General features: G+C 69.2%; 21 protein-coding genes and 1 tRNA gene. 13 read left to right on the top strand and 9 right to left on the bottom strand.

Annotated features, from left to right (window positions below; genetic code table 11):
- Positions 1-702: 702 nt before the first annotated feature.
- Entirely contained in the window at positions 703-2,364 is a 1,662-nt protein-coding gene (locus HH310_RS38970) for a DNA repair helicase XPB (protein ID WP_169180782.1), read from the top strand.
- 106 nt (positions 2,365-2,470) lie between these two features.
- On the opposite strand, the gene HH310_RS38965 is transcribed toward HH310_RS38970, so the two are convergent.
- The 4 genes from HH310_RS38965 to ligD (HH310_RS38950) form a co-directional block, all read right to left on the bottom strand.
- The gene (locus tag HH310_RS38965; RefSeq protein WP_312034604.1) at positions 2,471-2,701 is read right to left on the bottom strand and encodes a winged helix-turn-helix domain-containing protein; all 231 of its coding nucleotides are present in this window, start codon (positions 2,699-2,701) and stop codon (positions 2,471-2,473) included.
- Positions 2,702-3,512: 811 nt separating this feature from the next.
- Entirely contained in the window at positions 3,513-5,951 is a 2,439-nt protein-coding gene (locus HH310_RS38960; protein ID WP_169180780.1) for an excinuclease ABC subunit UvrA, read from the bottom strand.
- 12 nt (positions 5,952-5,963) lie between these two features.
- Entirely contained in the window at positions 5,964-6,869 is a 906-nt protein-coding gene (ligD, locus tag HH310_RS38955) for a non-homologous end-joining DNA ligase (protein WP_169180779.1), read from the bottom strand.
- Entirely contained in the window at positions 6,859-7,809 is a 951-nt protein-coding gene (gene ligD, locus HH310_RS38950; protein ID WP_169180821.1) for a non-homologous end-joining DNA ligase, read from the bottom strand. Before ligD (HH310_RS38950) ends, ligD (HH310_RS38955) begins: the two co-directional genes overlap by 11 nt.
- Positions 7,810-7,901: 92 nt before the next feature.
- On the opposite strand from ligD (HH310_RS38950), the gene HH310_RS38945 reads away from it, so the two are divergent.
- The 3 genes from HH310_RS38945 to HH310_RS38935 are packed head-to-tail and all read left to right on the top strand — an operon-like array spanning position 7,902 to position 10,570.
- Positions 7,902-8,792, top strand: a complete 891-nt coding sequence (locus HH310_RS38945) for a Ku protein (protein ID WP_169180778.1) — start codon at positions 7,902-7,904, stop codon at positions 8,790-8,792.
- A gap of 13 nt (positions 8,793-8,805) precedes the next feature.
- Positions 8,806-9,294, top strand: coding sequence for an NUDIX domain-containing protein (locus HH310_RS38940; RefSeq protein ID WP_169180777.1), 489 nt, complete (start codon positions 8,806-8,808; stop codon positions 9,292-9,294).
- Positions 9,295-9,313: 19 nt separating this feature from the next.
- Positions 9,314-10,570 carry an MFS transporter gene (locus HH310_RS38935; protein WP_169180776.1) on the top strand — a complete coding sequence of 419 codons (1,257 nt, stop codon included), beginning with the start codon at positions 9,314-9,316 and terminating at the stop codon, positions 10,568-10,570.
- A 37-nt stretch (positions 10,571-10,607) separates the two neighbouring features.
- Here the strand turns inward: HH310_RS38935 and HH310_RS38930 are convergent.
- Positions 10,608-10,684: transfer RNA gene (locus HH310_RS38930), tRNA-Thr, on the bottom strand.
- A gap of 148 nt (positions 10,685-10,832) precedes the next feature.
- Between HH310_RS38930 and HH310_RS38925 the strand changes: the two genes are divergently transcribed.
- Entirely contained in the window at positions 10,833-12,491 is a 1,659-nt protein-coding gene (locus HH310_RS38925; RefSeq protein WP_211193189.1) for a metallophosphoesterase, read from the top strand.
- Positions 12,492-13,948: 1,457 nt separating this feature from the next.
- On the opposite strand, the gene HH310_RS38920 is transcribed toward HH310_RS38925, so the two are convergent.
- A complete protein-coding gene (locus HH310_RS38920) occupies positions 13,949-14,659 on the bottom strand; it encodes a DUF2785 domain-containing protein (RefSeq protein WP_169180774.1) in 711 nt (236 codons plus the stop codon).
- Positions 14,660-14,735: 76 nt separating this feature from the next.
- Here HH310_RS38920 and HH310_RS38915 point away from each other — a divergent pair, with 76 nt between their 5' ends.
- Positions 14,736-14,987: a holin gene (locus HH310_RS38915; protein ID WP_169180773.1), complete on the top strand. Its 252-nt coding sequence runs from the start codon at positions 14,736-14,738 to the stop codon at positions 14,985-14,987.
- A 12-nt stretch (positions 14,988-14,999) separates the two neighbouring features.
- Here HH310_RS38915 and sepH read toward each other — a convergent pair whose 3' ends face one another.
- From sepH to HH310_RS38900, 3 genes are all read right to left on the bottom strand, one after another.
- A complete protein-coding gene (gene sepH / locus HH310_RS38910; protein ID WP_169180772.1) occupies positions 15,000-16,094 on the bottom strand; it encodes a septation protein SepH in 1,095 nt (364 codons plus the stop codon).
- A gap of 261 nt (positions 16,095-16,355) precedes the next feature.
- Positions 16,356-17,465: a phosphoserine transaminase gene (gene serC / locus HH310_RS38905; RefSeq protein WP_169180771.1), complete on the bottom strand. Its 1,110-nt coding sequence runs from the start codon at positions 17,463-17,465 to the stop codon at positions 16,356-16,358.
- A gap of 3 nt (positions 17,466-17,468) precedes the next feature.
- Positions 17,469-18,575, bottom strand: coding sequence for a citrate synthase 2 (locus HH310_RS38900; protein WP_169180770.1), 1,107 nt, complete (start codon positions 18,573-18,575; stop codon positions 17,469-17,471).
- Positions 18,576-18,765: 190 nt separating this feature from the next.
- On the opposite strand from HH310_RS38900, the gene pdxH reads away from it, so the two are divergent.
- The 7 genes from pdxH to HH310_RS38865 all read left to right on the top strand — a co-directional run bounded on the left by pdxH (position 18,766) and on the right by HH310_RS38865 (position 24,601).
- The gene (pdxH, locus tag HH310_RS38895; RefSeq protein ID WP_169180820.1) at positions 18,766-19,392 is read left to right on the top strand and encodes a pyridoxamine 5'-phosphate oxidase; all 627 of its coding nucleotides are present in this window, start codon (positions 18,766-18,768) and stop codon (positions 19,390-19,392) included.
- Positions 19,393-19,454: 62 nt separating this feature from the next.
- A complete protein-coding gene (locus tag HH310_RS38890; RefSeq protein ID WP_169180819.1) occupies positions 19,455-20,723 on the top strand; it encodes an MFS transporter in 1,269 nt (422 codons plus the stop codon).
- On the top strand, positions 20,720-21,640 hold the full coding sequence (locus HH310_RS38885; RefSeq protein ID WP_169180769.1) for an aldose 1-epimerase family protein: 921 nt from the start codon (positions 20,720-20,722) through the stop codon (positions 21,638-21,640). Before HH310_RS38890 ends, HH310_RS38885 begins: the two co-directional genes overlap by 4 nt.
- Positions 21,640-22,242, top strand: a complete 603-nt coding sequence (locus HH310_RS38880) for a nitroreductase family protein (protein WP_169180818.1) — start codon at positions 21,640-21,642, stop codon at positions 22,240-22,242. The genes HH310_RS38885 and HH310_RS38880 overlap by 1 nt, the downstream gene beginning before the upstream one ends.
- Positions 22,243-22,295: 53 nt before the next feature.
- Positions 22,296-22,592 carry a type II toxin-antitoxin system VapB family antitoxin gene (locus HH310_RS38875; RefSeq protein ID WP_169180768.1) on the top strand — a complete coding sequence of 99 codons (297 nt, stop codon included), beginning with the start codon at positions 22,296-22,298 and terminating at the stop codon, positions 22,590-22,592.
- Between the two features lie 22 nt (positions 22,593-22,614).
- The gene (locus HH310_RS38870; RefSeq protein WP_169180767.1) at positions 22,615-23,787 is read left to right on the top strand and encodes an acyl-CoA dehydrogenase family protein; all 1,173 of its coding nucleotides are present in this window, start codon (positions 22,615-22,617) and stop codon (positions 23,785-23,787) included.
- Between the two features lie 55 nt (positions 23,788-23,842).
- Positions 23,843-24,601 (top strand): DUF4230 domain-containing protein, encoded by a 759-nt coding sequence (locus tag HH310_RS38865; RefSeq protein WP_169180766.1) that lies wholly within the window; start codon positions 23,843-23,845, stop codon positions 24,599-24,601.
- Positions 24,602-24,999: the final 398 nt, after the last annotated feature.

Here is a 24,999-nt window from a genome sequence, read left to right as displayed (position 1 = left end):
AGCAGGTACAAGGTGGACATTGGGGACGAATCGTCGACTTTTTGCGAACCTTGGAGAGTTGCGCCCACATACGAGCCATAACTCTCCAAGGTTCACATCTGGCGGGGAAAGTGCGCTGGACTAAAGCCGCATTAGCTGACAAAGAAACTCTCCATAATGGACGCGGGTCTCATATCGCGGGCGCCCCGTCCAGGATGTGGTCGCCGGTCTCAGCAGGTGGCCACTGGTCCCACTTGATGGGAGCGGCGCGGGCCGGCTGCCGGGCCCGGCAGCTCGGACAGCCGCAGCCCCGCACGCGGGCCAGTGGCCCGGCCGATCCCAACTCGTGACCTGAAATGTCGGATATGTGAGGCAGAGCTTGGCGGACTCTAATGCCGGATGGCGTGGTGGGCGGCGGGTGGCGTGACGGATGCCGGTGCGAGCATGGTTGGTGGGGCTCTGCTTTCCTGGGGCCGTGCTCAACGCGGAGATCATCTGGACTGTGGTGACGCGGCCGGCGCTGCTGCTGGTGCTGCCCGGGTCTGCCGCCGGGACAGCCCGGCGGCCGGGTGAGGAGGGTGCGTGGCACTCAGCCGGCCGAGTGGCACGGGACTTTGGCAGCCCGTACCGGCAAAAGCTGGACGTCGAAGCCGGCGCCCCACGCCCTGCGCGAGTCCGTGTCAGACTGGAGGGTCGGTTAGAAGTCGTTGAAGGGTTGTGCAGGTGAGCGACGGACCACTGATCGTTCAATCGGACAAAACGCTTCTCCTCGAGGTTGATCACCCGGATGCCCAGGCCTGTCGGATGGCGATCGCGCCGTTCGCCGAGCTGGAGCGGTCGCCGGAGCACGTGCACACATACCGGCTGACGCCGCTCGGGCTGTGGAACGCGCGTGCGGCCGGGCATGACGCCGAGGGTGTGGTCGACTCGCTGATCCGGTTCTCGCGGTACCCGGTGCCGAACGCCCTGCTCGTCGACGTCGCCGAGACGATGGACCGGTACGGGCGGCTGCAGCTCGTCAACGACCCGGTGCACGGGCTGGTGCTGCGCGGGCTCGACAAGATCGTGCTGATCGAGGTGGCCAAGTCGAAGAAGCTGGCCGGGATGCTCGGCAACCGCATCGACGACGAGACCATCGCCGTGCACCCGTCCGAGCGGGGGCGCCTCAAGCAGGCGCTGCTCAAGCTGGGCTGGCCCGCCGAGGACCTGGCCGGGTACGTGGACGGCGAGGCGCACGAGATCGCGCTCGCCGAGGACGGGTGGCACCTTCGGTCGTACCAGCAGGAAGCCGTCGATGGTTTCTGGGCGGGCGGCTCGGGAGTCGTCGTGCTGCCCTGTGGCGCCGGAAAGACGCTGGTCGGGGCCGCTGCGATGGCCACCGCGTCGGCGACCACGCTGATCCTGGTGACCAACACGGTGGCCGGCCGGCAGTGGAAGCGCGAGCTGATCGCCCGCACGTCGCTCACCGAGGAGGAGATCGGCGAGTACAGCGGCGAGCGCAAGGAGATCCGCCCGGTCACCATCGCGACGTACCAGGTGCTGACCTCCCGTCGCGGCGGCGCGTTCACCCACCTCGACCTGTTCGGCGCGCGCGACTGGGGTTTGGTGATCTACGACGAGGTGCACCTGCTGCCCGCGCCGATCTTCCGCTTCACCGCCGACCTGCAGGCCCGGCGCCGGCTCGGCCTGACCGCCACGCTGGTGCGCGAGGACGGCCGGGAGGGCGACGTGTTCTCGCTGATCGGCCCGAAGCGCTACGACGCGCCGTGGAAGGACATCGAAGCGCAGGGCTGGATCGCGCCGGCCGAGTGCACCGAGGTCCGGGTGACGCTCACCGAGAACGAGCGGATGACGTACGCGATGACGGACGCCGAGGAGCGCTACCGTGTCGCCGCGACGGCCCGCACCAAGCTGCCCGTGGTCCGCGCCCTGGTCGACCGCCACCCCGGCGAGCAGGTGCTGGTCATCGGCGGGTATATCGATCAGCTCCACGAACTGGGCGAATACCTGGACGCCCCGATCATCCAGGGCGCCACCACGAACAAGGAGCGGGAGCGGCTGTTCGACGCGTTCCGGTCGGGTGAGCTGCGCACCCTGGTCCTCTCCAAGGTCGGCAACTTCTCGATCGACCTGCCCGAGGCGGCGGTGGCGATCCAGGTGTCCGGCACGTTCGGCTCGCGGCAGGAGGAGGCCCAGCGGCTGGGCCGGGTGCTGCGCCCGAAGGGGGACGGCCGGCAGGCGCACTTCTACACGGTGGTGTCGCGCGACACGATCGACACCGAGTACGCGGCGCACCGGCAGCGGTTCCTGGCGGAGCAGGGGTACGCGTACACGATCGTCGACGCCGATGACGTCATCGGGCCGGCGCTGCCCCAGATCGACTGAGTTTCGGTGGATGGCTCCTCTTTGTGGGGAGCCATTACCCACATTCCTCATGTACGGGCTGGCAACGTCCCGTGGCACTCGGCCGGCCGAGTGCCACGCACCCTCCTCACCCAGCCGCCGGGCTGTCCCGTTGAGGAGTCACGAACGTGCCGCGTTGCGGAACGGTATAGACCAACTCTCGCTCTCGGAGCAGATTCACCGCCCGTCGCGCCGTCGTCCTGGCCACGCCCCACTCGGCGTGCATGTCGCTCTCGGTCGGGATGCGGTCGTGCTCCCGGAGCCGCCCCGCCTTGATGTCCCCTTCGATGTAGTCGGCGATTTGCACATAGACCGGCACGGGTCCATCAGCTCGAACAGCTCTTTGGCTCACAACTAGGGACGCTACGAACTGGGGTACGTAGCCGTAGCATCAGATACGAGAGGATACGAAGGTAGACAAGCAGAGACGAGTCACGCTAGTCTGTGCCCCATGCCGCCCCTTGCAGCTCGAATCTCGGAGCTGGCTGGAGGTGTCCGAGAGGCGACCTGAGGTTGCCATTTGGCAGCGCGGCCCCGCATCCGGCAGAGGGATGCGGGGCCCGTGGGTGAGCCGCTCGCTTTCGTAGCTTTCGCCCGCATTTGATGCCGCCTTGTTCCGGTGTTTCGGCGGGAACTTCGAGACCTTGGAGAGTTGTGGCTCGAATGTGGGCTCTGGGCTTAGCTCTCCAAGGTCTCGAAATCGGGCGGCAAACGGCCACTCCAAAAGCTGCCATAGATGGACAAAATCGCCGTCCTATTCGGACGATCGTCCACGATGCGGGCGCCTTCTTCCGAATAGTGGAACTGTTCAGCTGGTTCCGTTGGCCGGGAGTCCCCGTGCGAACCGACGCCGGCTAGGCCCGGGCAGATCCCAGCTCCCCACAGTGGCCGCCCGCACCCGGGTGTGGGGAGTCGCGACGCCGGGGGAGGTTGCGGTTCCCCACACCGCGGCGACTCCCACCGGCTGTGGGCACCCGCCACGGCCGGAAGGTCCCGGGTCCCCACAGCGACGGCGGCCCTCGCAGGTCCGCGACGGAAGGCCAACTCATCGCGGGTGAGCGGCGCGAGAAAAAGCTGAACGGTTCCACGATGCAGGTGGCTGCTTTCGAATGGTGCGGACTCGGCGGGAGTCAGCGTTGGTGGGATGCCAGGTACGGGCCGGTGACGCTGTGCGGGTTGGCGGCCACCTCGGCCGGGGTGCCGCGGGCGACGATGCGGCCGCCGTCCGGGCCGCCGCCCGGGCCCATGTCGATCAGCAGGTCGGCGGCGGCCAGCACGTCGAGGTCGTGGTCGATCACGACGATGGTGGAGCCGTCGGCTAACAGGCGGTCGAAGACGCCGATCAGGGTGGCGATGTCCACCGGGTGCAGGCCCGTCGAGGGCTCGTCCAGGACATACAGGACGTTGCGCTGGCTGGTGCGCAGGCGGGCCGCGATGCGCAGGCGCTGGGACTCGCCGCCGGACAACGAAGGGGTGGGCTCGCCCAGGCGCAAGTAGTCCAAGCCCACGTCGGCGATCGGGCGCAGTGGGCGGACGATCGGCGGGGCGTCGGCGTACAGGTCCAGGGCCTCCCGGACGGTCAGCTGGAGCACGTCGGCGATGGTGAGGTCGTCGACGCGTACGGCAAGGGTGTCGTCGTTGAATCTTGCGCCGTGGCAGGTGGGGCACTCGACGTTGATGTCGGGCAGGTACTGCACGTCCAGATCGATGGAGCCCAGGCCGCGGCAGGTCGGGCACTGGCCCTCGCGGGTGTTGAACGAGAAGTGGCCGGCGGCGAGGTGCGAGGCGGCGGCGAAGTGGGCGCGGATCGCGTCCAGGGCGCCCGAATAGGTGGCGGGTGTCGAGCGGGCGTTGAGGCCGATCGGGGTGGCGTCGATCTCCACCACCTGACGGATCGAGGCCAGGTCGAGCGACTCCACGTGCGGCGGGAGTGGCTTGCCGGCCAGGTGGGCGCGGGCGGCGGGGATCAGGCTGTCCAGCACGAGGGCGGTCTTTCCGGCGCCGGACGGTCCGGCCAGGGCGGTCAGCCGGTTGATGGGGAAGTCCGCCGTGACATCGCGCAAGTTATATAGATTTTTCACGGTAATTCGGGCGGATGCCGCGGCCGAATCAAGGGGAGCCACCGGCCGCGAAACCGTCCGCTTACCCGCGAGGAACGGGCCGATGATGGACTTTCGGTTCTTCTGGATCTGGTCGGGGGTGCCCTCGGCGACGATCGTGCCGCCCAACGAGCCCGCGCCCGGCCCCAATTCGATGATCCAGTCGGCGGTGCGGATCACGTCCAGGTCGTGCTCGACGATCACCACCGAGTTGCCGTTGCCCGCGAGCGCCGCGACCGTCTTGCGCAACCCCTCGACGTTGCTCGGGTGCAGGCCCACCGACGGCTCGTCGAGCACGTACAGCATGCCGGTGGTGTTGGCTCGAACCGTCGAGGTCAGCTCGATGCGCTGTCGCTCGCCGGTGGACAGGGTGGCGCCCGCGCGGTCCAGGCCCAGGTAGCCCAGACCGAGGTCGAGCAGCGGCACAAGAGCCCCGGTCAGCTCCCCGATCAGTCCGGTGGTCAGGCGGCTCAGGGAGGCCGGCATCAGCGGTGGCAAAGAATTCACGAAAGCGAGCAAACGATCGAGGTCGAGCGCGCTGATCTCGGCCAGGTTCCGGCCGTCGAGCCGGGAGGTCAACGCTTCCGGGCGCAACCGGCTGCCGTGGCAGACCGAGCAGGTTTGCGAGATCAGATACTTGCTGTTGTCCGATTTCGCAGCCGCCGTGATCGCGTTGTCGTAGGTGACGTTGAGCTGCACCTGGCGGCCACCCCGGCCGGAGACGGTGACGATCTGCTGCACCGGCGCGCCGTACAGGACGAAGTCTTTCTCCTTGCGGGTCAGCTTCCGGTACGGGACATCGAGCCGGACGCCAAGCTCGCCGGCCGCGTACATGCTGAGCCGCCGCCCGCCGACGTTCCAGGGCAGGACGGCGCCGTCGGCGATCGTCTTCGACGGGTCCGGGACCAGCGTGGCGGGGTCGACCTCGGAGCGGATGCCGATGCCGTTGCAGGCCGGGCAGGCGCCGAGCGAGTTGAACGCGAACGACTCGGCGCTGGGGGCCTCGAAACGTACGCCGCAGACCGGGCATTGGATCCCCATGGCCTGGGTCTCGATCGACGGCGGCACGTCGTGGCCGTTGGGGCAGCGGTGGGTGCCGAGCCGCGACATGATCAGCCGTAGCACGTTGAGCACCTCGCTCATCGTGCCGACCGTGCTGCGCGGGCCCGGCACCGGCGGGCGCTGCCGGAGCGCCAGCGCGGGCGGCAGATGATCGATGCGGTCGACGTCGGGCCGCGACGCCTGGGTGAGCCGGCGGCGGCTGTACGTGCTCAGGCCCTCCAGGAACCGGTGCAGGCCCTCGGCGTAGAGCGTGCCCATGGCCAGCGACGTCTTGCCCGAGCCGGACACCCCGGCGATCACGACCGTACGCCACAGGGGAACGTCCACATCGAGGTCACGCAGCGTGTTGTGCCGGACGCCGCGGGCCTGGATGGCGCGAGGCAGCGTGTCGGGCGGAGGCGCAATCATGACTCCCCCAGGCTATGGCAGCGCCGGGCCCTTCTTGAGCAGGTCAGCGAGTAGATCGCCGTGTTGTTCGACGCGGTTTAGCACCTCGTCGGCGGGGTATTGCCGGGCCGGTTCGGAGCCGGTGGCGACGGCCTCCACCTCGTCCCAGAGCAGGGGCGTCGACGCGGTCGGGGTCTCCTGGGCGCGCAGCGAGTACGGGGTCACCGTCGTCTTGGCGGCGGCGTTCTGACTCCAGTCGATGAAGACCTTTCCCGGCCGTACCGCTTTCGCCATCTTCGCGGTGATCGAGCCGGGCACCATGGCGGCCAGTTCTTCGGCGACCCTCTTGGCGTACGCGGAAACCGCCTCGGAATCCTGAGTGCCGGAGATGGGGCAGCAGAGCTGCATGCCCTTTTTGCCGGAGGTTTTCGGGTACGCCTTGACCCCGTCGGTGGCAAGCCGATCGCGGATCAGGACCGCCACCGCGCAGCACTCCTGCAGGCCGGCCGGCGCCCCCGGGTCGAGGTCGACCACGAGCATGTCCGGGTCGGCGCCGATCCGCCATTGCGGGGTGTGTAGTTCGAGCGCGGCGAGGTTGGCGAGCCAGACCAGCGTGGGCAGGTCGTCCACCACCACGAAGTCGATCGTTTCGCGGCTTTTGGTGGATCCGGGGACCGGCAACGTTTCCAGGTGCACCCACGTGGGCGTACCGCCGGGCTTGTTCTTCTCGAAGAATTTGATGCCGTCGACACCGTCCGGGAAGCGGATCCGGGTGGCCGCGCGGCCCGCCAGATGCGGCAGCATGACCGGCGCGATCCGGGTGTAGTAGTCGATGACCTCGCCCTTGGTGAAACCGGCCTTCGGATACAGGATCTTGTCGAGGTTGGAGAGCTCGAGGTCGCGTCCGTCGATCGACACCATGAACCGGTCACCGGCCATCGTCGTCCTCCTCCACGGAGTCCTGCGCGGTCTTGTCGTCACGCAACCGCACGAAGCGGGGGAAACGCAAGCGGCCGTCCGGCGTCTTGTTGCCGTAGCGGACCTCGACCACCAGCTCGGGGCGCACCCACTTGGCGCCCTTGGCGTCCTCGCGAGGCACCGCGCCCGGTGCGAACGGCGACTCCCGGCTGGCCAGCGGTTCGAGTACGCCGAGCAGCTCCTTCTCGGCGGCCCCGCTGATCCCGCCGCCGACCCGGCCGCGAAACGCCAGGCCGTCCGGGGTGGGGACGCCGATCAGCAGGCCACCGAGCTTGCGGGCGCCGGAACGCCAGCCGCCGATCACGTAGTCGCCGGTCCGGTCGAACTTGTGTTTGATCCAGTCGGGCGAGCGCCGGCCGGGCAGGTAGACCGAGTCGGAGCGTTTGGCGAGGACGCCTTCGAGGTGGTTCTCCCGGGCGGCGGCCTCGGTGGCCGCGCCGTCGCCGAACGACGGCGGGACGGTCCAGTGCGGGCCGGTGAGACCCAGCTCTTCGAGCTTCTCCCGGCGGGCCAGGTACGGCAGGCCGGTGAAGTCGTTGCCCTCGTAATAGAGCAGGTCGAAGATCATGTACGTGACCGGGTGCTGTACTGCGAGCCGGGCCGCCCGTTGTCGTTCGCGTACGTGCATCCGCTCGGCCAGGAAAGTGAACGACGGCCGGCCCAGGCGGTCGAGGACCACCATCTCGCCGTCGAGCAGCGTGCCGGGCGGAAGGTACATATCCGAAATTTCTGGATATGCGGCAGTTACCACCGCTCCAGAGCGCGCGAACAGGTCCGGCGGCCCGCCGCTGAACAGCGCGAGCACCCGGACGCCGTCCCACTTGAACTCGTAACTCCACTCGGAGCCGGACGGCAGCGCGCCGGCGGTGGCCAGCATCGGAGACAGCGGCGCACCAGGCACCCGATCACCATAGGCACCGGCGAACACCTTACGCAGGCGTCTCACTGATGACATCCTGATCAGAACGCCTCACGCTGGGTATGGGAGTGGTCATGCGAGCGATCTGGAAAGGCGCGGTCTCCTTCGGTCTGGTGTCGATCGCCGTCAAGCTCTACTCCGCGACCGAGGAGAAGGACATCCGGTTCCATCAGGTGCACCGCACCGACGGCGGCCGGATCAAATACCAGCGCACCTGCTCCATCGACGGCGAGGTGGTCAGCTACGACGACATCGCCAAGGGCTACGACATCGGCGGCGGCGAGATGGTGATCCTCACCGACGAGGACTTCGCCGACCTGCCGCTGACCACGTCCCGGGCGATCGACGTGATGGAGTTCGTGCCCGCCGACCAGATCGACCCGATCCTGTTCGCCAAGGCGTACTACCTGGAGCCGGAAGGGCAGGCCGCGAAGCCGTACGTGCTGCTCCGGGACGCTCTGCAGGACGCCGACCGGGTGGCGATCGTCAAGATCGCGATGCGTCAGCGCGAACAGCTCGCCACCCTTCGGGTGCACGAGGGCGTGCTGGTGCTGAACACCATGCTGTGGCCGGACGAGGTGCGCGCGCCCGAGTTCGGCTTCCTCGACGACGACATCGAGACCCGGCCCGCCGAGCTGGCCATGGCGCAGTCGCTGATCGACTCGATGGCCGGGTCCTTCAAACCGGACGAGTTCACCGACAACTACCGGGCCGCCCTGCAGGAGGTCATCGACGCGAAGGTCGAGGGGCGTGAGGTGGTCCAGCCCGAGGAGGCCGAGGAGGAGCCGTCCGCGGCGATCGACCTGATGGCGGCGTTGAAGGCGTCGGTGGAGAGGGCCAAGCAGGCGCGCGGGGAGTCTGCCGCGCCGCCGGCCAAGAAAGCTGCCGCCAAGAAAGCTCCCGCCAAGAAGGCCGCGGCCAAGAAGGCCACACCCGCGAAGAAGGCGGCCAAGAAATCGGCATGACTAAAGTTGGCGCGTGGCATTGACGTGGGCTGAGTCTTATCTGGGCCGAGTGCGGGCGAGCATCGGGGACACCGACACCATTCTCTTCGTCGGCGCGCGTGGCGTGATCATCGACGAGCAGGACAGATTGCTGCTGATCCAACGCTCCGACAACAAGCGCTGGGCGATCCCGGCCGGGGCGATGGAGCTCGGCGAGAGCATGGAGGAGTGCGCGATCCGCGAGGTGTGGGAGGAGACCGGGCTCCGGGCCACGTCGCTCACCCCGTTCGCGTTCTACAGCTCATATACGTACACGAATGACTACGGGCACACCTACCAGCAGATCCTCATGTCGTTCCGGATCCACACCTGGGAGGGGACGCTGCTGCGCGAGACAGACGAGTCTGTCGACGCCGGTTTCTTCCCGCTGGACGCGCTGCCCGGCCCGAAGTCGTTCGTCCTGGACGAGACGCTGGCCGATCTCGCGTCGTTCGAGGCCACCGGGCGCCTTGTCCTGAAATAGGTTCCCTACGATCCTCGGCGTGGATCTGAGCCCCCTCCGCACGTCCCGTGACTATCGGCTGGTCTTCATCGGGGGCTCGACTTCCGGTTTCGGCTCTTTCATCACGTATGTCACGATCCCGTTCCAGGTCGCGGCGCTCACCCACGACCCGCTGATGGTCGGCCTGCTCGGCGTGTGCGAGCTGGTCCCGCTGCTGGTCATGGCGTTCGTCGGGGGCGCGCTCGCCGACTACCTCGACCGCCGCCTCCTGGTCCGGGCCGGCGAGTTCGCCCTGACCGGGCTCTGTGCCGTCCTGCTGATCAACGCTCTCTCCTCAAGACCACACCTTTGGCTCCTGTACGTCGTGGCAGCGCTCACGGCGTGTGTGGACGGCGTGCAACGTCCCGCCCTCGAGGCTCTCGTTCCCCGGCTGGTGGCGCCGACCCAGCTCCCCGCCGTGATCGCGTTGCAGTCGCTCGGCTCGCAGGTGGCTCAGCTGGGCGGTCCGGCGCTGGCCGGCCTGCTGATCGCGTCCGTCTCGCTCTCCTGGGTGTACGCCTTGGACCTGCTCACCTTCGCGGTGTCGCTGACGTGCCTGACCCTGCTGCGAGCCGTGCCCCCGCCGCCGTCCGCCGACCGCCCGTCGGTGCGGGCCGTGCTGACCGGCCTGCGGTATGCGCGTTCCCGCCCCGAGCTGATGGGCACCTACCTGGTCGACATCAACGCCATGTTGTTCGGCATGCCGCAGGCGCTGTTCCCGTTCCTGGCGACCGGGTTGGGCGGCCCGCGCGTGCTCGGCCTGCTCTACGCCGCGCCCGCCGCCGGGTCGCTGCTCTCGACGCTCGGCTCCGCGTGGACGTCGCGCGTCCAGCGGCACGGCGTGATGGTCCTGCTGGCGGCCTTCTTCTGGGGCGTGGGCATCGTCGGCGTGGGCTTCTCGCACACGCTGTGGCTGACGTTGCTGTGCCTGGCGTTCGCGGGCGCCGCCGACATGTACTCCGGCATCTTCCGCGACATCATCTGGAGCCAGACGATCCCCGACCACCTGCGCGGTCGCCTGGCCGGGATCGAGCTGCTCTCGTACACGACGGGACCGCTGCTGGGCCAGTTGCGCTCGGGCACGATGGCCCGTACCCGCATCGGGGTGACCGGCTCGATCTGGGTGGGCGGCGTGTTGTGCATCGCGGGCACGGTGGCGCTGGCGGCGGCGTTGCCACGCTTCTTCCGCTACCGGGGCGACGAGGGCATGGCGTTGAAGGCCGCGGCCGACGAGGCCTGGCAGGCGGCGGCAGCGTAATTGAAAAAGGCCCAGGTTGGTTGACCTGGACCTCTACTGGAGCCGCCTGACGGAATCGAACCGTCGACCTACGCATTACGAGTGCGTCGCTCTAGCCGACTGAGCTAAGGCGGCAACGGAGACCAAGTGTACGGTATCCGGCCGGAGCGCCGAGGCGGGGGCTGGACGTGGCGTGGATCGAAAACTGTCGCACCCCCGGTCTAATGTGCCTAACGTGACCGACGACACGATTTCCCGAGTCGAACCCCCTCGGCCGCGCAGCATGGATCCGAAGGAGCTCGGCTTCACCCCGCAGCGGCCGGTGGGCTGGCTGGCGCCGTTGCTCCTGCTCAATACGGGGTTACGCGCCCTGCTGGCCTTCCTCTTCGGCGCCTACCTGGACAAGCGCGAGCTGCAGAACTCGTTGGACGGCAGCTGGTTCGACCACTCGATGACCGAGGACGGCGAGATCTGGCTCGACTACGTGGCCGACCTGGGCGACGGTTTCCACGCGACCTATTCGGTGGCATACCTACTGGCCCAGCCCCGGCTCGACGTCGGCGACGCGTCGCTGCCCCGGGGCCGGCTGCTGCTGATGGGCGGCGACCAGGTCTATCCGCTGGCCCGCGGCGACGGCTACGAGAATCGGACAAAGGGCCCTTATCGCGCCGCGCTGCCGGAAACTCCCCTCGCGGGCCCGCGCCCGACGCTGTTCGCGCTCCCCGGCAACCACGATTGGTATGACGGGCTGACCGCCTTCCTGCGTTTGTTCGCCCGCCGCAAGGACGGTTACATCGGGGGCTGGCTCACCCAGCAGCGCCGGTCGTATTTCGCGGTGCGGCTCCCCGCGAACTGGTGGCTGTTCGCGATCGACGAGCAGTCCGGGGCGTACATCGACGATCCCCAGCTTCTCTACTTCGAAAAGGCCGCCCAGCACATCCGCCCCGGCGACAAGGTCATCCTGATGACGCCGTCACCGAAGTGGGTCAAGGCCAAGGACGACCCGGAGACGTACGACGCGATCGACTACTTCATCCGCGCGATCCTCACGCCCGCCGAGGCCGAGGTGCGCGTGCTCGTCTCCGGCGACCTGCACCACTACGCGCGCTATAACGACGCCGAGCGCGAGCTGATCACGTGTGGCGGCGGCGGCGCCTACCTGCTGGCTACGCATCAGCTCCCGGACGCCCTGGTGGTCCCGCCGGTGGAGACGCTCACCCGCAGCAAGAGCGACAGCCGCCGCTACGGCCTGCGCGCCCGCTTCCCGGACGCCGCGACCTCGCGCCGGATGAGCTGGGGTGTGTTCGGCCGGGTGCCCACCCGCAATCCCGGCTTCGTCACCATGCTCGGCCTGATCCAGACGCTGACGATGCTGGCCATGGCGGGCGCGGTCGGCCAGGCCGACACGATCCAGCGCCTGTTCACGATCCCGCTCTCCATCATGCTGTTCCTGATCCTGGCCGGCGGCGTCCTGTTCGCCCAGCCCACCGCCGCCAACCGCAAGACCCACGCGAAACGCTGGCTCCTCGGCCTGTCGCACGCCCTCGCCCAGATCGCGCTGGCCATCGGCGGCACGTGGGTCTGGCTCCGATTACCCCCGCACGACTGGGCGTGGCCGGCCCCGCTGGTGGTCGCCGCGGTCATCTACGGCCCGATCATCGGCTTCGTGTCCACTCAGCTGTGCGCGCTCTACTTGCTGATCGCCAGCTTCTTCGACGTCAACGTCAACGAACTCTTCGCCGGCCAGGGCATCGAGGACGCCAAGAGCTTCCTGCGCATGCACATCGCCTCCGACGGCACCCTGACGATCCACCCCATCGGCATAAACCGGATATGTCGTGACTGGGTGGCCAACCCGCAGGGCGCACCCGACAGCTCGTGGCTAAGCCCGGAGACTCCACTGGCCGCCCACCGCATAGAGGAGCCGGTGATAGTCAAATAAAAGACCATTCCCCACGTACGGGCTGGCAGAGTCCCGTGGCGCCCGGCCGGCCAGCTGCAACTCACCCTCCTCACCCACGCCCGGGCCGTCCCGCCCGCTCACCCCGGCAGGCGGGCAGCCAGTCCGCGCAGAGTCGCCGCCGCACCCCATCGCCGTGCGCCGGGCGTACAAGCCGGTGCCTAGGCCGCGACTCCCCACGCGTCACCTCGCGCGCCGCCGCCTCCGTTACGCCGCGTTGGCCGCTGCCGTCGGCTCGTTCGTCTACGGGTTGTCGCCCGAGGCACACCGCGGCCGAGGTGTCAGCAACCCCGACTGTCCGACGTGGTCATGCTCGGCGAGGTCATCTCCCCTACGACGGAAGTGACCGACCGCGTGTCCACCGCGTCACCCGCCCGTATCCGGCCTCCCACTTGAGCTGACCCCCAACGCGTTTTCACTATTCGTAACTGTTCATCTGGCTCCGTCGGCCGGGAGTCCCCCGTGCGAGGCGACGCCGCCAGGCCCGGACAGGTCCCAGCTCCGCACAGTGGCAGCCCCCCGTGTGGGGAGTTGCGACGTCGGGGAGGTTGTGGTTGCCCACGTCGCGGCGGCCCTCACCCGGGTGTGGGGAGTTGCGAGGCCGGGGAGGTTGTGGTTGCCCACGTCGCGGCGGCCCTCACCCGGGTGTGGGGAGTTGCGAGGCCGGGGAGGTTGTGGTTGCCCACGCCGCGGCGACCCACCGCAGGTGTGGGCACCCGCCACGGCCGGAACGTCCCAGCTCCCCACAGCTAGAGCCCTCACAGACCTGCGATGGAAGGCCAACTCATCGGAAGGTGAGCGGCGCGAGAAACAACTGAACGGTTCCACTATTCGGAAGCAGGTATCCGCATCGTGGACGCTCGTCCGAATAGGACGGTGATTTTGTCCATCTATAGCAGCTTTTGGAGTGGCCGTTTGCCGCCCGATTTCGAGACCTTGGAGAGTTAGGCCCACATTCGAGCCATAACTCTCCAAGGTCTCGAAATTCCCGCCGGCACATCGGGGCAAGGTGGCATCAAATGCGCGCGAAGGCTACGAAAGCGAGCGTGCAGCGGCATTCCGTCCGCGTAGCCCAACCGGGACGCGGTGGGGTGGCGGGTCCGCGATCGTGCGTCCAGGCCCAGCGTCGTCTCGTGGGCGGTGCGGCGTTCGAACCTCATGTGCCGCAGCGAGGGCACCCCGATGCGGTGCCCCAGGGCGACTGGCCGCATGACCCGGGCCATGATCGGCTCGACCGCGCTGCCCTCGGTACCGGGGCTGCCCTCGGTCCCGGGCCGCCCTCGGTCCCGGGCCGCCCTCGGTCCCGGGCCGCCCTCGGTCCCGGGCCGCCCCCGGGTACCGGGTCTGTGGGCGGCCGTTCTGGGCCCCGCACCAGCGATCCCTGTCCGGTGCGCCTGATAAACGTGTCCTGTGCAGAGCGTGAGCGGTCCCTCTCGCGTTCAGCGGGCCGCCGGATACGCGGGGAACACGAAATGCAGCCGCTCGGCGATCCCCTCCGCCACGACGGCCGCACCGCCGCGGTCCGCCATGATGTAGGTCGCCTTCAACATCGCCAATGTGTTGGCCACCGGGGCCGGCACCGGGCCCGGTCCACCCGTCGCGAACAACTTGTCGACCACCTCGAGCCATCCGGTGGACTCCGCAACGGTCAAGTCCGGACGCGACAGGACTTCCGCCGCGGCCCGGGCCAGCCGGTCCTCCTCCATCTGCTCGTACCGGTAGGAACTGGGTGCCGTCGTTCGCGCCGCGATCAGGGTGAGCAACAGGCCCGCCGGCAGCCGCGTCGACGCCCCGAACGCGCCGACCAGGTCGGCCCCGTGCGCCACCGCATGCAACCACCCGAGCTCCGGATCCCACCCTTGGACGTCAGTCTGGGCCGGCCACCACGACGCGAACGCCTCCCACCAGCGCCGCACCACGGCATCATCCACAAGCGACCGCCGCACCACGAGGCCGAGCACCAAAGGCGCGAACGCCCGCGCCTGGATCTCCGGATGCGCGAACCGGTCCGCCATCGCATCGCCGATCTCGACCAGCCGGTCGTCCAGCGAGCCGGCGCGTACCAGGGCGGCGACCTGCGTGTACGCCTGCTCGTCACGGACCACCGGATCCGGCGCGGCCAGCATGTCCAGAAGGTGTTCGAGATCCATGCGCCTCAGCCTAGGTTGGCTGAACCACGGTCGAATGTGGCCGTTCGTACTGGCGAGGTGCGACCTAAGGAGACTCGTGTTCACCAAGAACTTCTGGAAGCAGGCACTCGAGCGCCTGATCAAGACTTTTGCTCAGGCGATTCTCGCGCTGATCACCAGTAACGGGCTGGGCATTGTGGACGTGAACTGGGGCAAGGTTCTGTCGGTCGCCGGGCTGGCCGCGCTGGCTTCGCTGCTCACGTCGATCGTGACGTCGGGTGTCGGGGAGCCGGGCAACCCGAGCGCCGTCAAGACGACCCCGGCCCCCGCCAAGACGACGGCGAGCTAGAAGGGTGGCGAGCTAGGACGACTCGCGGGCCGCGGGGCCGCCGCCGAACAGGACGTCGTCCCAGCTGGGCAGGCGCTTGCGCGGCTTGGTCTCGTCGGTCTCCGCGGGCTGCTGCCCGGGCTGGCCGACCGTGCGCCGCGGCCGCAGCACCGCCAGCGAGGGCACGGCCGGCACCTCTTTCGGCAGGTCGGCGTCGTCGTCGAAGGCGGAACCGGAACCGCCGCCCAGCAGCGCCGCGGCACCACCCGCGACCGGGCGGCGGGGCGTCTCGGCGGGGCCGGCGTCCAGGTTGCGGCCGCTGGTCTGGCCGGTCAGCGGGCGGTCCAGCGCGGCGAGCAAGGCGTCGCGGCCGGACCGGATCGGGTCGCCGCGGTCACGGTCGCCGCGGCGCGGGCCGGTCTCGGGCAGGCCGTGACCGGGGCGGGCGGCGTCGGAGCGCGATGCCGGGCCGGGCAGGCCGTGGCCGCCCTGCGCGGAGATGAACGGGCGCTCCGGCACCGGGTCCTGACCGAGGATCTGGGTCGGGCGCTCGGCACACAGATATTGCGCCATGTCGTCATGCGGCGAGACGACCTGGCGTCCCTTGTCGAGATCCCAGATGGCCTGCGCGGTCGCCTTGCCGGACGGCCACGTGGCGACGATGCGCCAGGTGCCGTCGTCGCGGCGGAACGCGTCCCACGAGATCTTCTCGGTGTCGATGCCGTGCTGCGACAGCCGGCTGTCCACCACCTCGGCGAGCGCGGCGCCGGAATCCGATGTCTTCAAACGCGTGCGGCGGGCGTGCTGGGCGAGCATCGCGCGCTCCTGCAGCACCGGCCCCGCATAGCGCAGCACCCGGTCGACCGGGACGCCGGCGATGCGTGCGACGTCCTCCGCGGACTCACCGGAGCGGATGCGGGACTGGATGTCGCGCGGGGACAACGAGGACGTGACATCGGGCGACATGACCGCCACGGCCGTGCCCGCGGGCGAGGCCTGCTGTCCGTCGTGCCCGATCGCGCCGGCCACCCGATCGTCGATGGGGAGCGCCAGGAGCCGGCCGACCTCATCGGCGAGCACCATGGCCTGACCGTCCTCGGAGAGGGCGACGAAGCGTACCGGCCGCATGCGTTGCCTCCGTCCAGCCGCGTTGGCCCGTGCTCCCGAGAGCCAGCCCTCGGGCGCGTTTCGCAACACGGTACGCGCCTCGGTCACCTAATGGTGGTAAGCCACGCCGCCAACTCTTCCTGACCAGCGATGATCTTCAAACCCCTGTCCGGTACGCGACGGCGAGTGACCCGAAAGCACCACCCCGAACCGGGCATCGGAGACGCGACGCCGCTGCTCATCACGGCGGCGGCGCGCCGCACGCGCCACTGCGCCCCAATATCAGAGTCGCTCCACAACGTAGTCGATGCAGACCGTGAGAGCCGTCACATCGGAGGGCTCGATCGTGGGATAGAGCGCCACGCGCAGCTGGTTGCGGCCCAGCTTGCGATACGGCTCGGTGTCCACCACGCCGTTGGCCCGCAGCACCTTCGCGACCGCCGCCGCGTCCACCTCGTCGGCGAAGTCGATCGTCGCCACCGCCGCCGAGCGCAGCTCCGGATCGGTCACGAACGGGGTCGCGTACGTCGAACGGTCCGCCCATCCGTAGATCGCCGCGGCACTCTCCGCGCTGCGCTTGACCGCCCAGGCCAGGCCGCCCTGCGCGTTCATCCAGTCGAGCTGCTCGGCCGCGAGATAGACGGTGGCCAGCGCCGGCGTGTTGTACGTCTGTTCCAGCCGGGACTGCTCGATCGCCGTCACCAGGTCGAGGAACTGCGGAATATACCGTCCGGTGGCCTTGATCTCGTGCGCCCGCTCGATCGCGGCCGGCGACATCAGGGCCAGCCAGATCCCGCCGTCCGAGCCCAGCGCCTTCTGCGGGGCCAGGTAGTACACATCGGTCTCGCGCAGGTCGACGTCGAGGCTGCCGCCGCCCGAGGTCGCGTCGACGAGCAGCAGGCCGTCGTCGGCGACGCGGCGCACCGGCACCGCCACCCCGGTCGACGTCTCGTTGTGGACCTGCGCGTACACGTCGACGCCGTCCTCGGCGCGCAGGAACGCGGCCTGGCCGCCGGGCGCGCGGTGCACGGTCGGGGCGGACAGGAACGGCGCGTCGGTAGCGGCCTTCGCGAACTTCGCCCCGAACTCGCCGAACTCCGTGAACTGGGCCTTGTCCCGGATCAGGCCGAACGTCGCGACCTCCCAGAACGCGCTGGTGCCGCCGTTGGAGAGGATCACCTCGTACCCGTCGGGGGCGGCGAAGAACTCGGCCAGGCCGCGCCGCAGGCGAGCCACCTGGTCCTTCACCGTGCGCTGGCGGTGCGACGTGCCGAGGAACGTGCGGGACACCGCGGACAGCGACTCGACGCCCTCGGGGCGCACCTTGCTCGGGCCGGAGCCGAAGCGTCCGTCCACCGGCTTGATCGGGTCAGGTATCCGGATGTCGCTCACGGGTCACACCTTATGCGTTAAGTGGTTCCAGCCCGGAACCTGCTGCGGTTTGCGGGCCTCGGGTCCCACATAGCGGGCGGTCGGCCGGACGATCCGGTTCAGCCGCTTCTGCTCCAGGACGTGCGCGCTCCACCCGGCCACCCGGGCGCAGGTGAACATCGAGGTGAACATGTGCGCGGGCACCTCGGCGAAGTCGAGCACCACCGCGGACCAGAACTCCACGTTGGTCGCCAGCACCCGGTCCGGCTTGCGGGCCTGCAACTCGGCCAGCGCCGCGCGTTCCAGCTCCTCGGCCACCTCGAAGCGGGGCGCGTCCAGCTCGCGGGCGGTCCGCCGGAGCACCTTGGCGCGCGGGTCCTCGGCGCGATAGATCCGATGGCCGAAGCCCATCAGCCGCTCACCACGATCGAGCACCCCGCGCACGTACGCCTCCGCGTCGCCGCTGCGCTCCACCGCCTCGATCATGCTCAGCACGCGGGCCGGCGCGCCCCCGTGTAACGGCCCGGACAGCGCGCCGATCCCGGACGAGATGCAGGCGGCCGCGTCGGCGCCGGTGGAGGCGACGATCCGGGTGGTGAAGGTGGAGGCGTTCATGCCGTGCTCGGCGGCCGAGATGAAATACGCATCCAGCGCCTTGACGTGCCGCGGATCGGGTTCGCCCCGCCACCGCCGCATGAACCGCTCGGTGACCGTGTCGGCCTTGTCGATGTCTTTCTGCGGGACCGCGGGCAGCCCCAGCCCGCGCGCCGCCTGCGCGACGAAGGACAGCGCGGTCACCGACACCCGCGCCAGGTCGCTGCGGGCCTGCTCGTCGTCGATGTCGAGGAGCTGCTCCAAGCCCCAGTAGGGGGCGAGCATGGCGACCGCGGACTGCACGTCGACCCGGATGTCACCGGAGTGCACCGGCACCGGGAACGGCTCGGCGGCCGGCAGCCCGGGCCCGAACCGCCCGTCCACCAGCAGGCCCCAGACGTCACCGAAGGAGACCTGGCCGATCAGATCCTCGATGTCCACGCCGCGATAGCGCAGCGCGCCGCCGGATTTGTCGGGCTCAGCGATCTCGGTCTCGAACGCGATCACGCCCTCGAGACCCGGCTTGAAGTCGGTCATGGGGCTCCTTGCACCAAAAACTCAAGTATTTCATCTTGCCAACCCGCGCACCGGCGGTCGACCCACCACGGTGTGCGATCGGTGACATCCATCCTCACCCGCCTGACGTCCGGCCTGGGGAGACTTACGGTCGTTACCTGCCAAGTGATGGAGAACGCTCGTGACCCCTGAACCCCCCTCGCCGTCCGCGATGCGGCGTGACTACACCGAGCGTGGTCCCCTCCTCGAGACCGATCTCGCCCCCGACTGGACCGCCCAGTTCGCCACCTGGTTCGCCGCTGCCGCCGCGGCGGGCCTGCCGGAACCGAACGCCATGATCGTGGCGACGGCCGGCCGGGACGGGCACCCCTCGGCGCGGACCGTGCTGCTCAAGGCCTACGACGTACGCGGATTCGTCTTCTACACGAACTACGAGTCCCGCAAGGGCACCGATCTCGCCGGGAACGCGTACGCCAGCCTGGTCTTCCCGTGGTTCCCGATGCAGCGCCAGGTGATCGTGGCCGGCCCGGTGGAACGCGTGAGCAGGGCCGAGACCGAGGAGTACTTCGCCTCCCGTCCGCGCGGCTCTCAGCTGGGCGCCTGGGCCAGCCCGCAGTCCCGGGTGGTGCCGGACCGCGCCGCGGTGGACGACGCGCTGACCGCCGTGACCGAGCGCTTCGGCGACGAACCGGTGCCACCGCCGCCGCACTGGGGTGGACTCCGCGTCGTGCCGGAGACGGTCGAGTTCTGGCAGGGGCGGAGCAGCCGCCTGCATGATCGACTGCGCTTCCGGCGTACGGGGGAAGGCTCTTGGGTTGTCGAGAGGCTCGCGCCGTGAGCCAGGAGGCCGTGGAGGCGGTCGAGGAGATAGTCGAGGAGCGTGAGCGGAAGTCCTGGCTGATGGACCTCCGCCCGCTGCGGCTGGTCGCCTACCGGCGGATGTGGGTGGGCAACGGCGTCTCGTTCTTCGGGTTCCAGTTCACCGCGGTCGCCGTGCCGGTGCAGATGTTCGCGATCACCCACTCGTCGGCCTGGGTGGGCCTGCTCGGCATCGCCGGGCTGATCCCGCTGCTGATCTTCGGCTTGTGGGGCGGCGCCGCGGCCGACGTGGTGGACCGGCGCAAGCTGCTGCTGGTGAGTTCGACGCTGGCCTGGCTGTCCACCGTCGGGCTGCTGGTGCAGGCCGTGCTCGGCGTGCGCAGCGGCTACCTGCTGCTCGGGCTGACGGCGCTGCAGTCGGCCGGGTTCGCGGTGAGCTCGCCGACCCGGCAGGCGATCATTCCGCGGCTGGTGCCGGCCCGGCTGGTCCCGGCCGCGAACACGCTGAACTACACGACGAGCACCGCCGGCGGCGTGGTCGGGCCGCTGGCCGCGGGCCTGATCTTCGGGCTGGTCAGCACGGGCGCCGGCGTCACGGTGGCGTACCTGGTCGACGCCGCGCTGTTCTCGATCTCGTTCTGGGCCACCTGGAAGCTGCCGTCGATCCCGCCGGTCGAGCACGAACCGGGTGCGCCACGACCCTCGGCCGGCCTGCGCGGCATCGGCGACGGCCTGCGGTTCCTGGTCACCCAGCCGGTGCTGCTGCTGTCGTTCGCGGTGGACATCATCGCGATGGTGTTCGCGATGCCGCGGGCGCTGTTCCCGGAGGTCGCGGCCGACCGCTTCGGCGGTCCGTCGGTGGTGGGCTGGCTGTTCAGCGCCATCGCGATCGGCTCGGTGGTGGGCGGCCTGTTCTCCGGCTGGATCGGCCGGGTCAAACGGCAGGGCGTCGCCCTGGTGGTCGCGGTGGTCTGCTGGGGCGTCGCGATCGGCCTGTCCGGGCTCGCGCATCAGTTGTGGCTCGCGTTGCTGCTGCTCGGCGTGGGCGGCGCGGCCGACCTGGTGAGCGCGGTCTACCGGCAGTCGATGCTGCAGGTCTTCGCCCCGGACCGGATGCGCGGCCGGCTGCAGGGCGTCTTCACCGTGGTGGTGGCGGGCGGACCGCGGCTCGGCGATCTCCGGGCCGGTGCGACCGCGAGTGTCAGCAGCATCACGGTGTCCTGGGCCGGTGGTGGTTTCGCCGCCGCCGGATTGGCGATTGTGCTGGCAGCGGTCTTCCCGGCGCTGGTGCACTACCGGCCGCCGCGAAGTCCGTCCGAGAAAACCCAAACGATAGGGTCCGAGTCATGACGAGCGTTGTAGGAGCCCGGTCCGGCCAGCAATGGACCATCGAGGCCGAGGGCCATCGGGCCGTGGTGGTGGAGGTCGGCGGCGTCCTGCGGGAGTACACGGTCGACGGCACACCGGTGCTCGACGGGTTCGCGCCGGACGAGCTGTCCCCGGCGTCGGCCGGTCAGATCCTGGCCCCGTGGCCGAACCGGATCCGCGACGGGAAGTACACGTTCCAGGAGAAGAGCTACCAGCTTCCGCTGACCGAGCCGGCCCGCAACAACGCGATCCACGGCCTGGTCAACTGGTCCCGCTGGGAGGTGGTGGAGCAGGCGGCCGACGCGGTCACGCTCGAGTACGTGCTGCCCGCCCAGATCGGTTACCCGTTCTGGCTGCGCCTTCGCGCCCGCTGGTCGGTCTCGGCCCAGGGCCTGCGCTGCGACCAGGAGGTCGTGAACATCGGCCCCGAGGACGCGCCCTGGGGTTACTCGGTGCACCCGTACGTGCGGTTGCCCGGCGTCGCGGTCGAGGACACGGTGCTGCACGTGCCCGGCAAGAACCGGATCCAGGCCGACTCGCGGCTGCTGCCGATCGGCACGGTCTCGGTGGCCGGCACCGACTACGACTTCACCGAGGCCCGCAAGATCGGCGACCTGGTCCTGGACACCACGTTCGGCGACATCGAGCACGACGCGGACGGGATCACCCGGGTGACGCTGTCCGACGCCGGCTCCGAGCGCGAGATCGTGGTCTGGGCGGACGACAAGTTCACCTACTGGCAGGTCTTCACTGGCGACACGCTGCACGGCGAGCGGTTCCGCCGCTCGGTCGCGGTGGAGCCGATGACCTGCCCGCCGGACTCGTTCCGCACCGGCCGCGACCTGACCGTGCTCGCCTCCGGTGAGCGGTGGACGGCGTCCTGGGGCATCCGGGCCTGATGGAGTTCGACGAGGTGGTCCGGCGCCGCCGCATGGTCCGCGACTACGACCCGGACCGCCCGGTGCCGGCCGCCCTCGTCGACAAGATCGTCCGGCACGGGCTGCGGGCGCCGAGCGCCGGATTCTCGCAGGGCTGGAGCTTCCTGGTCCTCACGTCACCGGCCGACCGTGATCTCTATTGGGCGGTCACGGCCGACGGCTCGAATTCGTGGCTGACCCGGATGCGCAAGGCGCCGCTGCTGATCGTCGCGTTATCGAACCGGTCCGCCTACGAGAAGCGCTACGCCGAGCCGGACAAGCACTGGACGGCGCCGCTCGAGGAGCGCTGGCCGGTGGCGTACTGGGACATCGATGCCGGATTCGCGGCGCTGTTGATGCACCTCAGCGCCGTCGACGAGGGTCTCGGCTCGTGCTTCTTCGGGGTGCCGGTGCCGGCCGTGGACAGGTTCCGCGAGGCGTTCGGGGTGCCACCGGAGTTCACCCCGGTCGGTACGCTCTCGGTCGGCTATCGCGCCCCGGCCGAGAGGTCGCCGTCACGCAAACGCGGTCAACGGCCGCTCGACGACGTGGTGCATCATGGCCGATGGGCGAGCGCCCGGTGACGATGGCACGACTAGGCTGAGAGCGATTCGGTTCGGAGAGGGGGGAAACGACCGTGATCTTCAAAGCGGTCCGGGACGGAGCCCCGTACCCCGATCACAACACCACGCTCAAGGCGTGGTCCGAGATCCCGCCCCGCCCGATCCGGCTGGCCGACCTGATCACCACCAAGCGCGAGCTCGCGCTGGACAAGCTGCTGGCCGAGGATTCGACGTTCTACGGCGACCTGTTCCCGCACGTCGTGGAATATCAGGGCGCTCTGTATCTCGAGGACGGGCTGCACCGGGCGTTGCGTGCCGCGCTTCAGCAACGCAATCAAATTCACGCACGGGTCCTGGTCGTCCAGGACTGAGTCACCCGTTAGGTTGAGCGACATGGTGGTCGCCCCGTTGGATCTGCTCGATCTCGACAGTTTGCTTACCGACGAGGAGCGTGACGTGCGCGCGCTCGTGCGCCGCGTGACCGACGACCGGGTGCGTCCTTCGGTCGCGCAGTGGTACGAGGACGGCGCGGCCCCGGTCCGCGAGCTGGCTCTCGAATTCGGCAAGCTGGGGCTGCTCGGCATGCATCTCGAGGGCTATGGCTGCGCGGGTGCCTCCGCGGTGGCGTACGGGATCGCCTGCATGGAGTTGGAAGCTGCCGACTCCGGGGTGCGTTCGCTGGTCAGTGTGCAGGGATCGCTGGCCATGTACGCGATCTGGCGGTACGGCAGCGAGGAGCAGAAGCAGCGCTGGCTGCCCGGGATGGCGGCCGGCGAGCTGATCGGCTGCTTCGGGCTCACCGAGCCGGACCATGGCTCCGACCCGGCGAACATGTCGACCCGGGCGCGCCGCGACGGCGACGACTGGGTACTCAACGGCGGCAAGATGTGGATCACCAACGCGCCGCTGGCGGACGTCGCGGTGATCTGGGCGCGCGCCGACGAGGGTGTGGTCGGTTTCGCGGTGCCGACGGATACGCCGGGATTCTCCGCCCGGGAGATCAAGCACAAGATGTCGCTGCGGGCGTCCAGCACCGGTTCGATTTCGCTGGATGACGTACGCGTCCCCGCCGCATTTCAGCTTCCGTCGGCGGCCGGGTTGAAGGCGCCGCTGTCCTGTCTCACCGAGGCCCGGTTCGGCATCGTCTGGGGTGCTCTCGGTGCGGCGCGCGAGTGCCTGGCGGTGGCGCTGGATTACGCGACGACGCGCTCGCAGTTCGGCCGGCCTCTCGCCGGGTTCCAGCTGACCCAGGCCAAGCTCGCGGACATGGCTCTCGAGCTGCAGAAAGGTTTCCTGCTGGCGCTGCATCTAGGTCGTCGCCGAGATGAGACCGGGGCGTTACGTCCCGAGCAGGTCAGCGTGGGCAAGCTGAACAACGTGCGGGAAGCCATCAAGATCGCTCGCCAGTGCCGCACGATCCTGGGCGGCAACGGGATCAGCGGGGAGTACCCGGTGATGCGGCACGCGAACAACCTCGAAAGCGTGCTCACCTACGAGGGAACCTCGGAGATCCACCAGCTGGTCATCGGTCAGAAATTGACCGGTTTGGACGCTTTCGCCGGTTGAGTCGGCTGAGCGCCCTCGAAATGAAAATGTCGTACCCCTCTTCTAACGTGGAGTCATGGCCAACTCACCCGATGTCGACGAGCCGACCAGGGAGTACCCGGCCGCGCCCGACGGAACTCCGGCTGCGTCCGACGAAACCCCGGACACCGCCCCGGAGCCGAAACCAGGCCGGAACGGTTTCGCTCGCCTGCTCATCTTCACCGGCTTCGTCTTCGCGCTGATCGTCGCCGCCTGTCTCGGTCTTCGAGCGGTGCACGTGTTGCCGAGCTTCGACAACCCGTTCTCCGACAAGACCACCGACCGCAGCCAGCCGGTCCTGCTTCAGTCCATGCGCGACCTGAGCCGTTACGTGGCCGCCGACGGCACCTTCCAGGTCATCGTCGACCTCCAGGAAGACAAGAACAACATCCCCGACTTCCTGATCAACCAGCGCACCCTGTTCGTGGGCTCGGGCACCGTCGAGGAGTATGTGGAGTTCGGTTCGCTGTCGACGGACGCGCTCAAGGTGGACAACACCAACAAGACCGTGACGATCACGTTGCCGCCCCCGCAGCAGTCCACGGCGGCGCTCGACATGCAGAAGAGTTACGTCGTCGCCGAGGAACGCGGGTTGCTGAACCGCATCGGCGACGCGTTCAAGAACGATCCGAACAAGCAGCAGCAGGTGTATCAGTTGGCGCAGCAGCGGATCACCGAGGCGGCGCGCGCGAGTGGCCTCGACCAGCGGGCCAAACAGAACACCCAGCGGATGCTGGAGAGCCTGTTCACCCGCCTGGGCTACACGTCGGTGACGGTCAACTTCGACCAGCCCTGACGGCCCGGCGAACGGGCAGCACCGCCTCGCGTCGGGGTTGTGCTGCCCGTTCCCGTTTCGGGGCGTTGCGTCTGTGGGGTGGCGCGTGCAGGTTGCCGCTCCGTCAGCACCCCGCGCTGTGGAGGCGTCGGCTTCCCGAGCGTTTCGACCAGGTCCGCGCGGTCGGCGGCATCAATCGTGCGGTCGGCGGCGGTCGTGGGTCGCGGGTCGTCCGTCCGGTGCGGCGGTTTGCCAGGTTGCGGTGGCTGGTCAGGGCCCGGCACGGACGGGCGTCCATGGGGCGGTCGGCGCAGTGGCCAGAAAACGCCGAGTGCTGCCCGCCGCGCACAGCCTGGACGTCGCGGATCCCGGCCGGGTCATCCGCCGGAGCGTGGACTTTTGTGAACCTTGGAGAGTTG

The organism is Actinoplanes sp. TBRC 11911 (assembly GCF_012933445.1).
In the GTDB taxonomy this organism is placed as follows: Bacteria; Actinomycetota; Actinomycetes; order Mycobacteriales; family Micromonosporaceae; genus Actinoplanes.
Note: the sequence above shows the minus strand (reverse complement) of the source record. Positions and strands in the feature narration are given on the sequence as shown.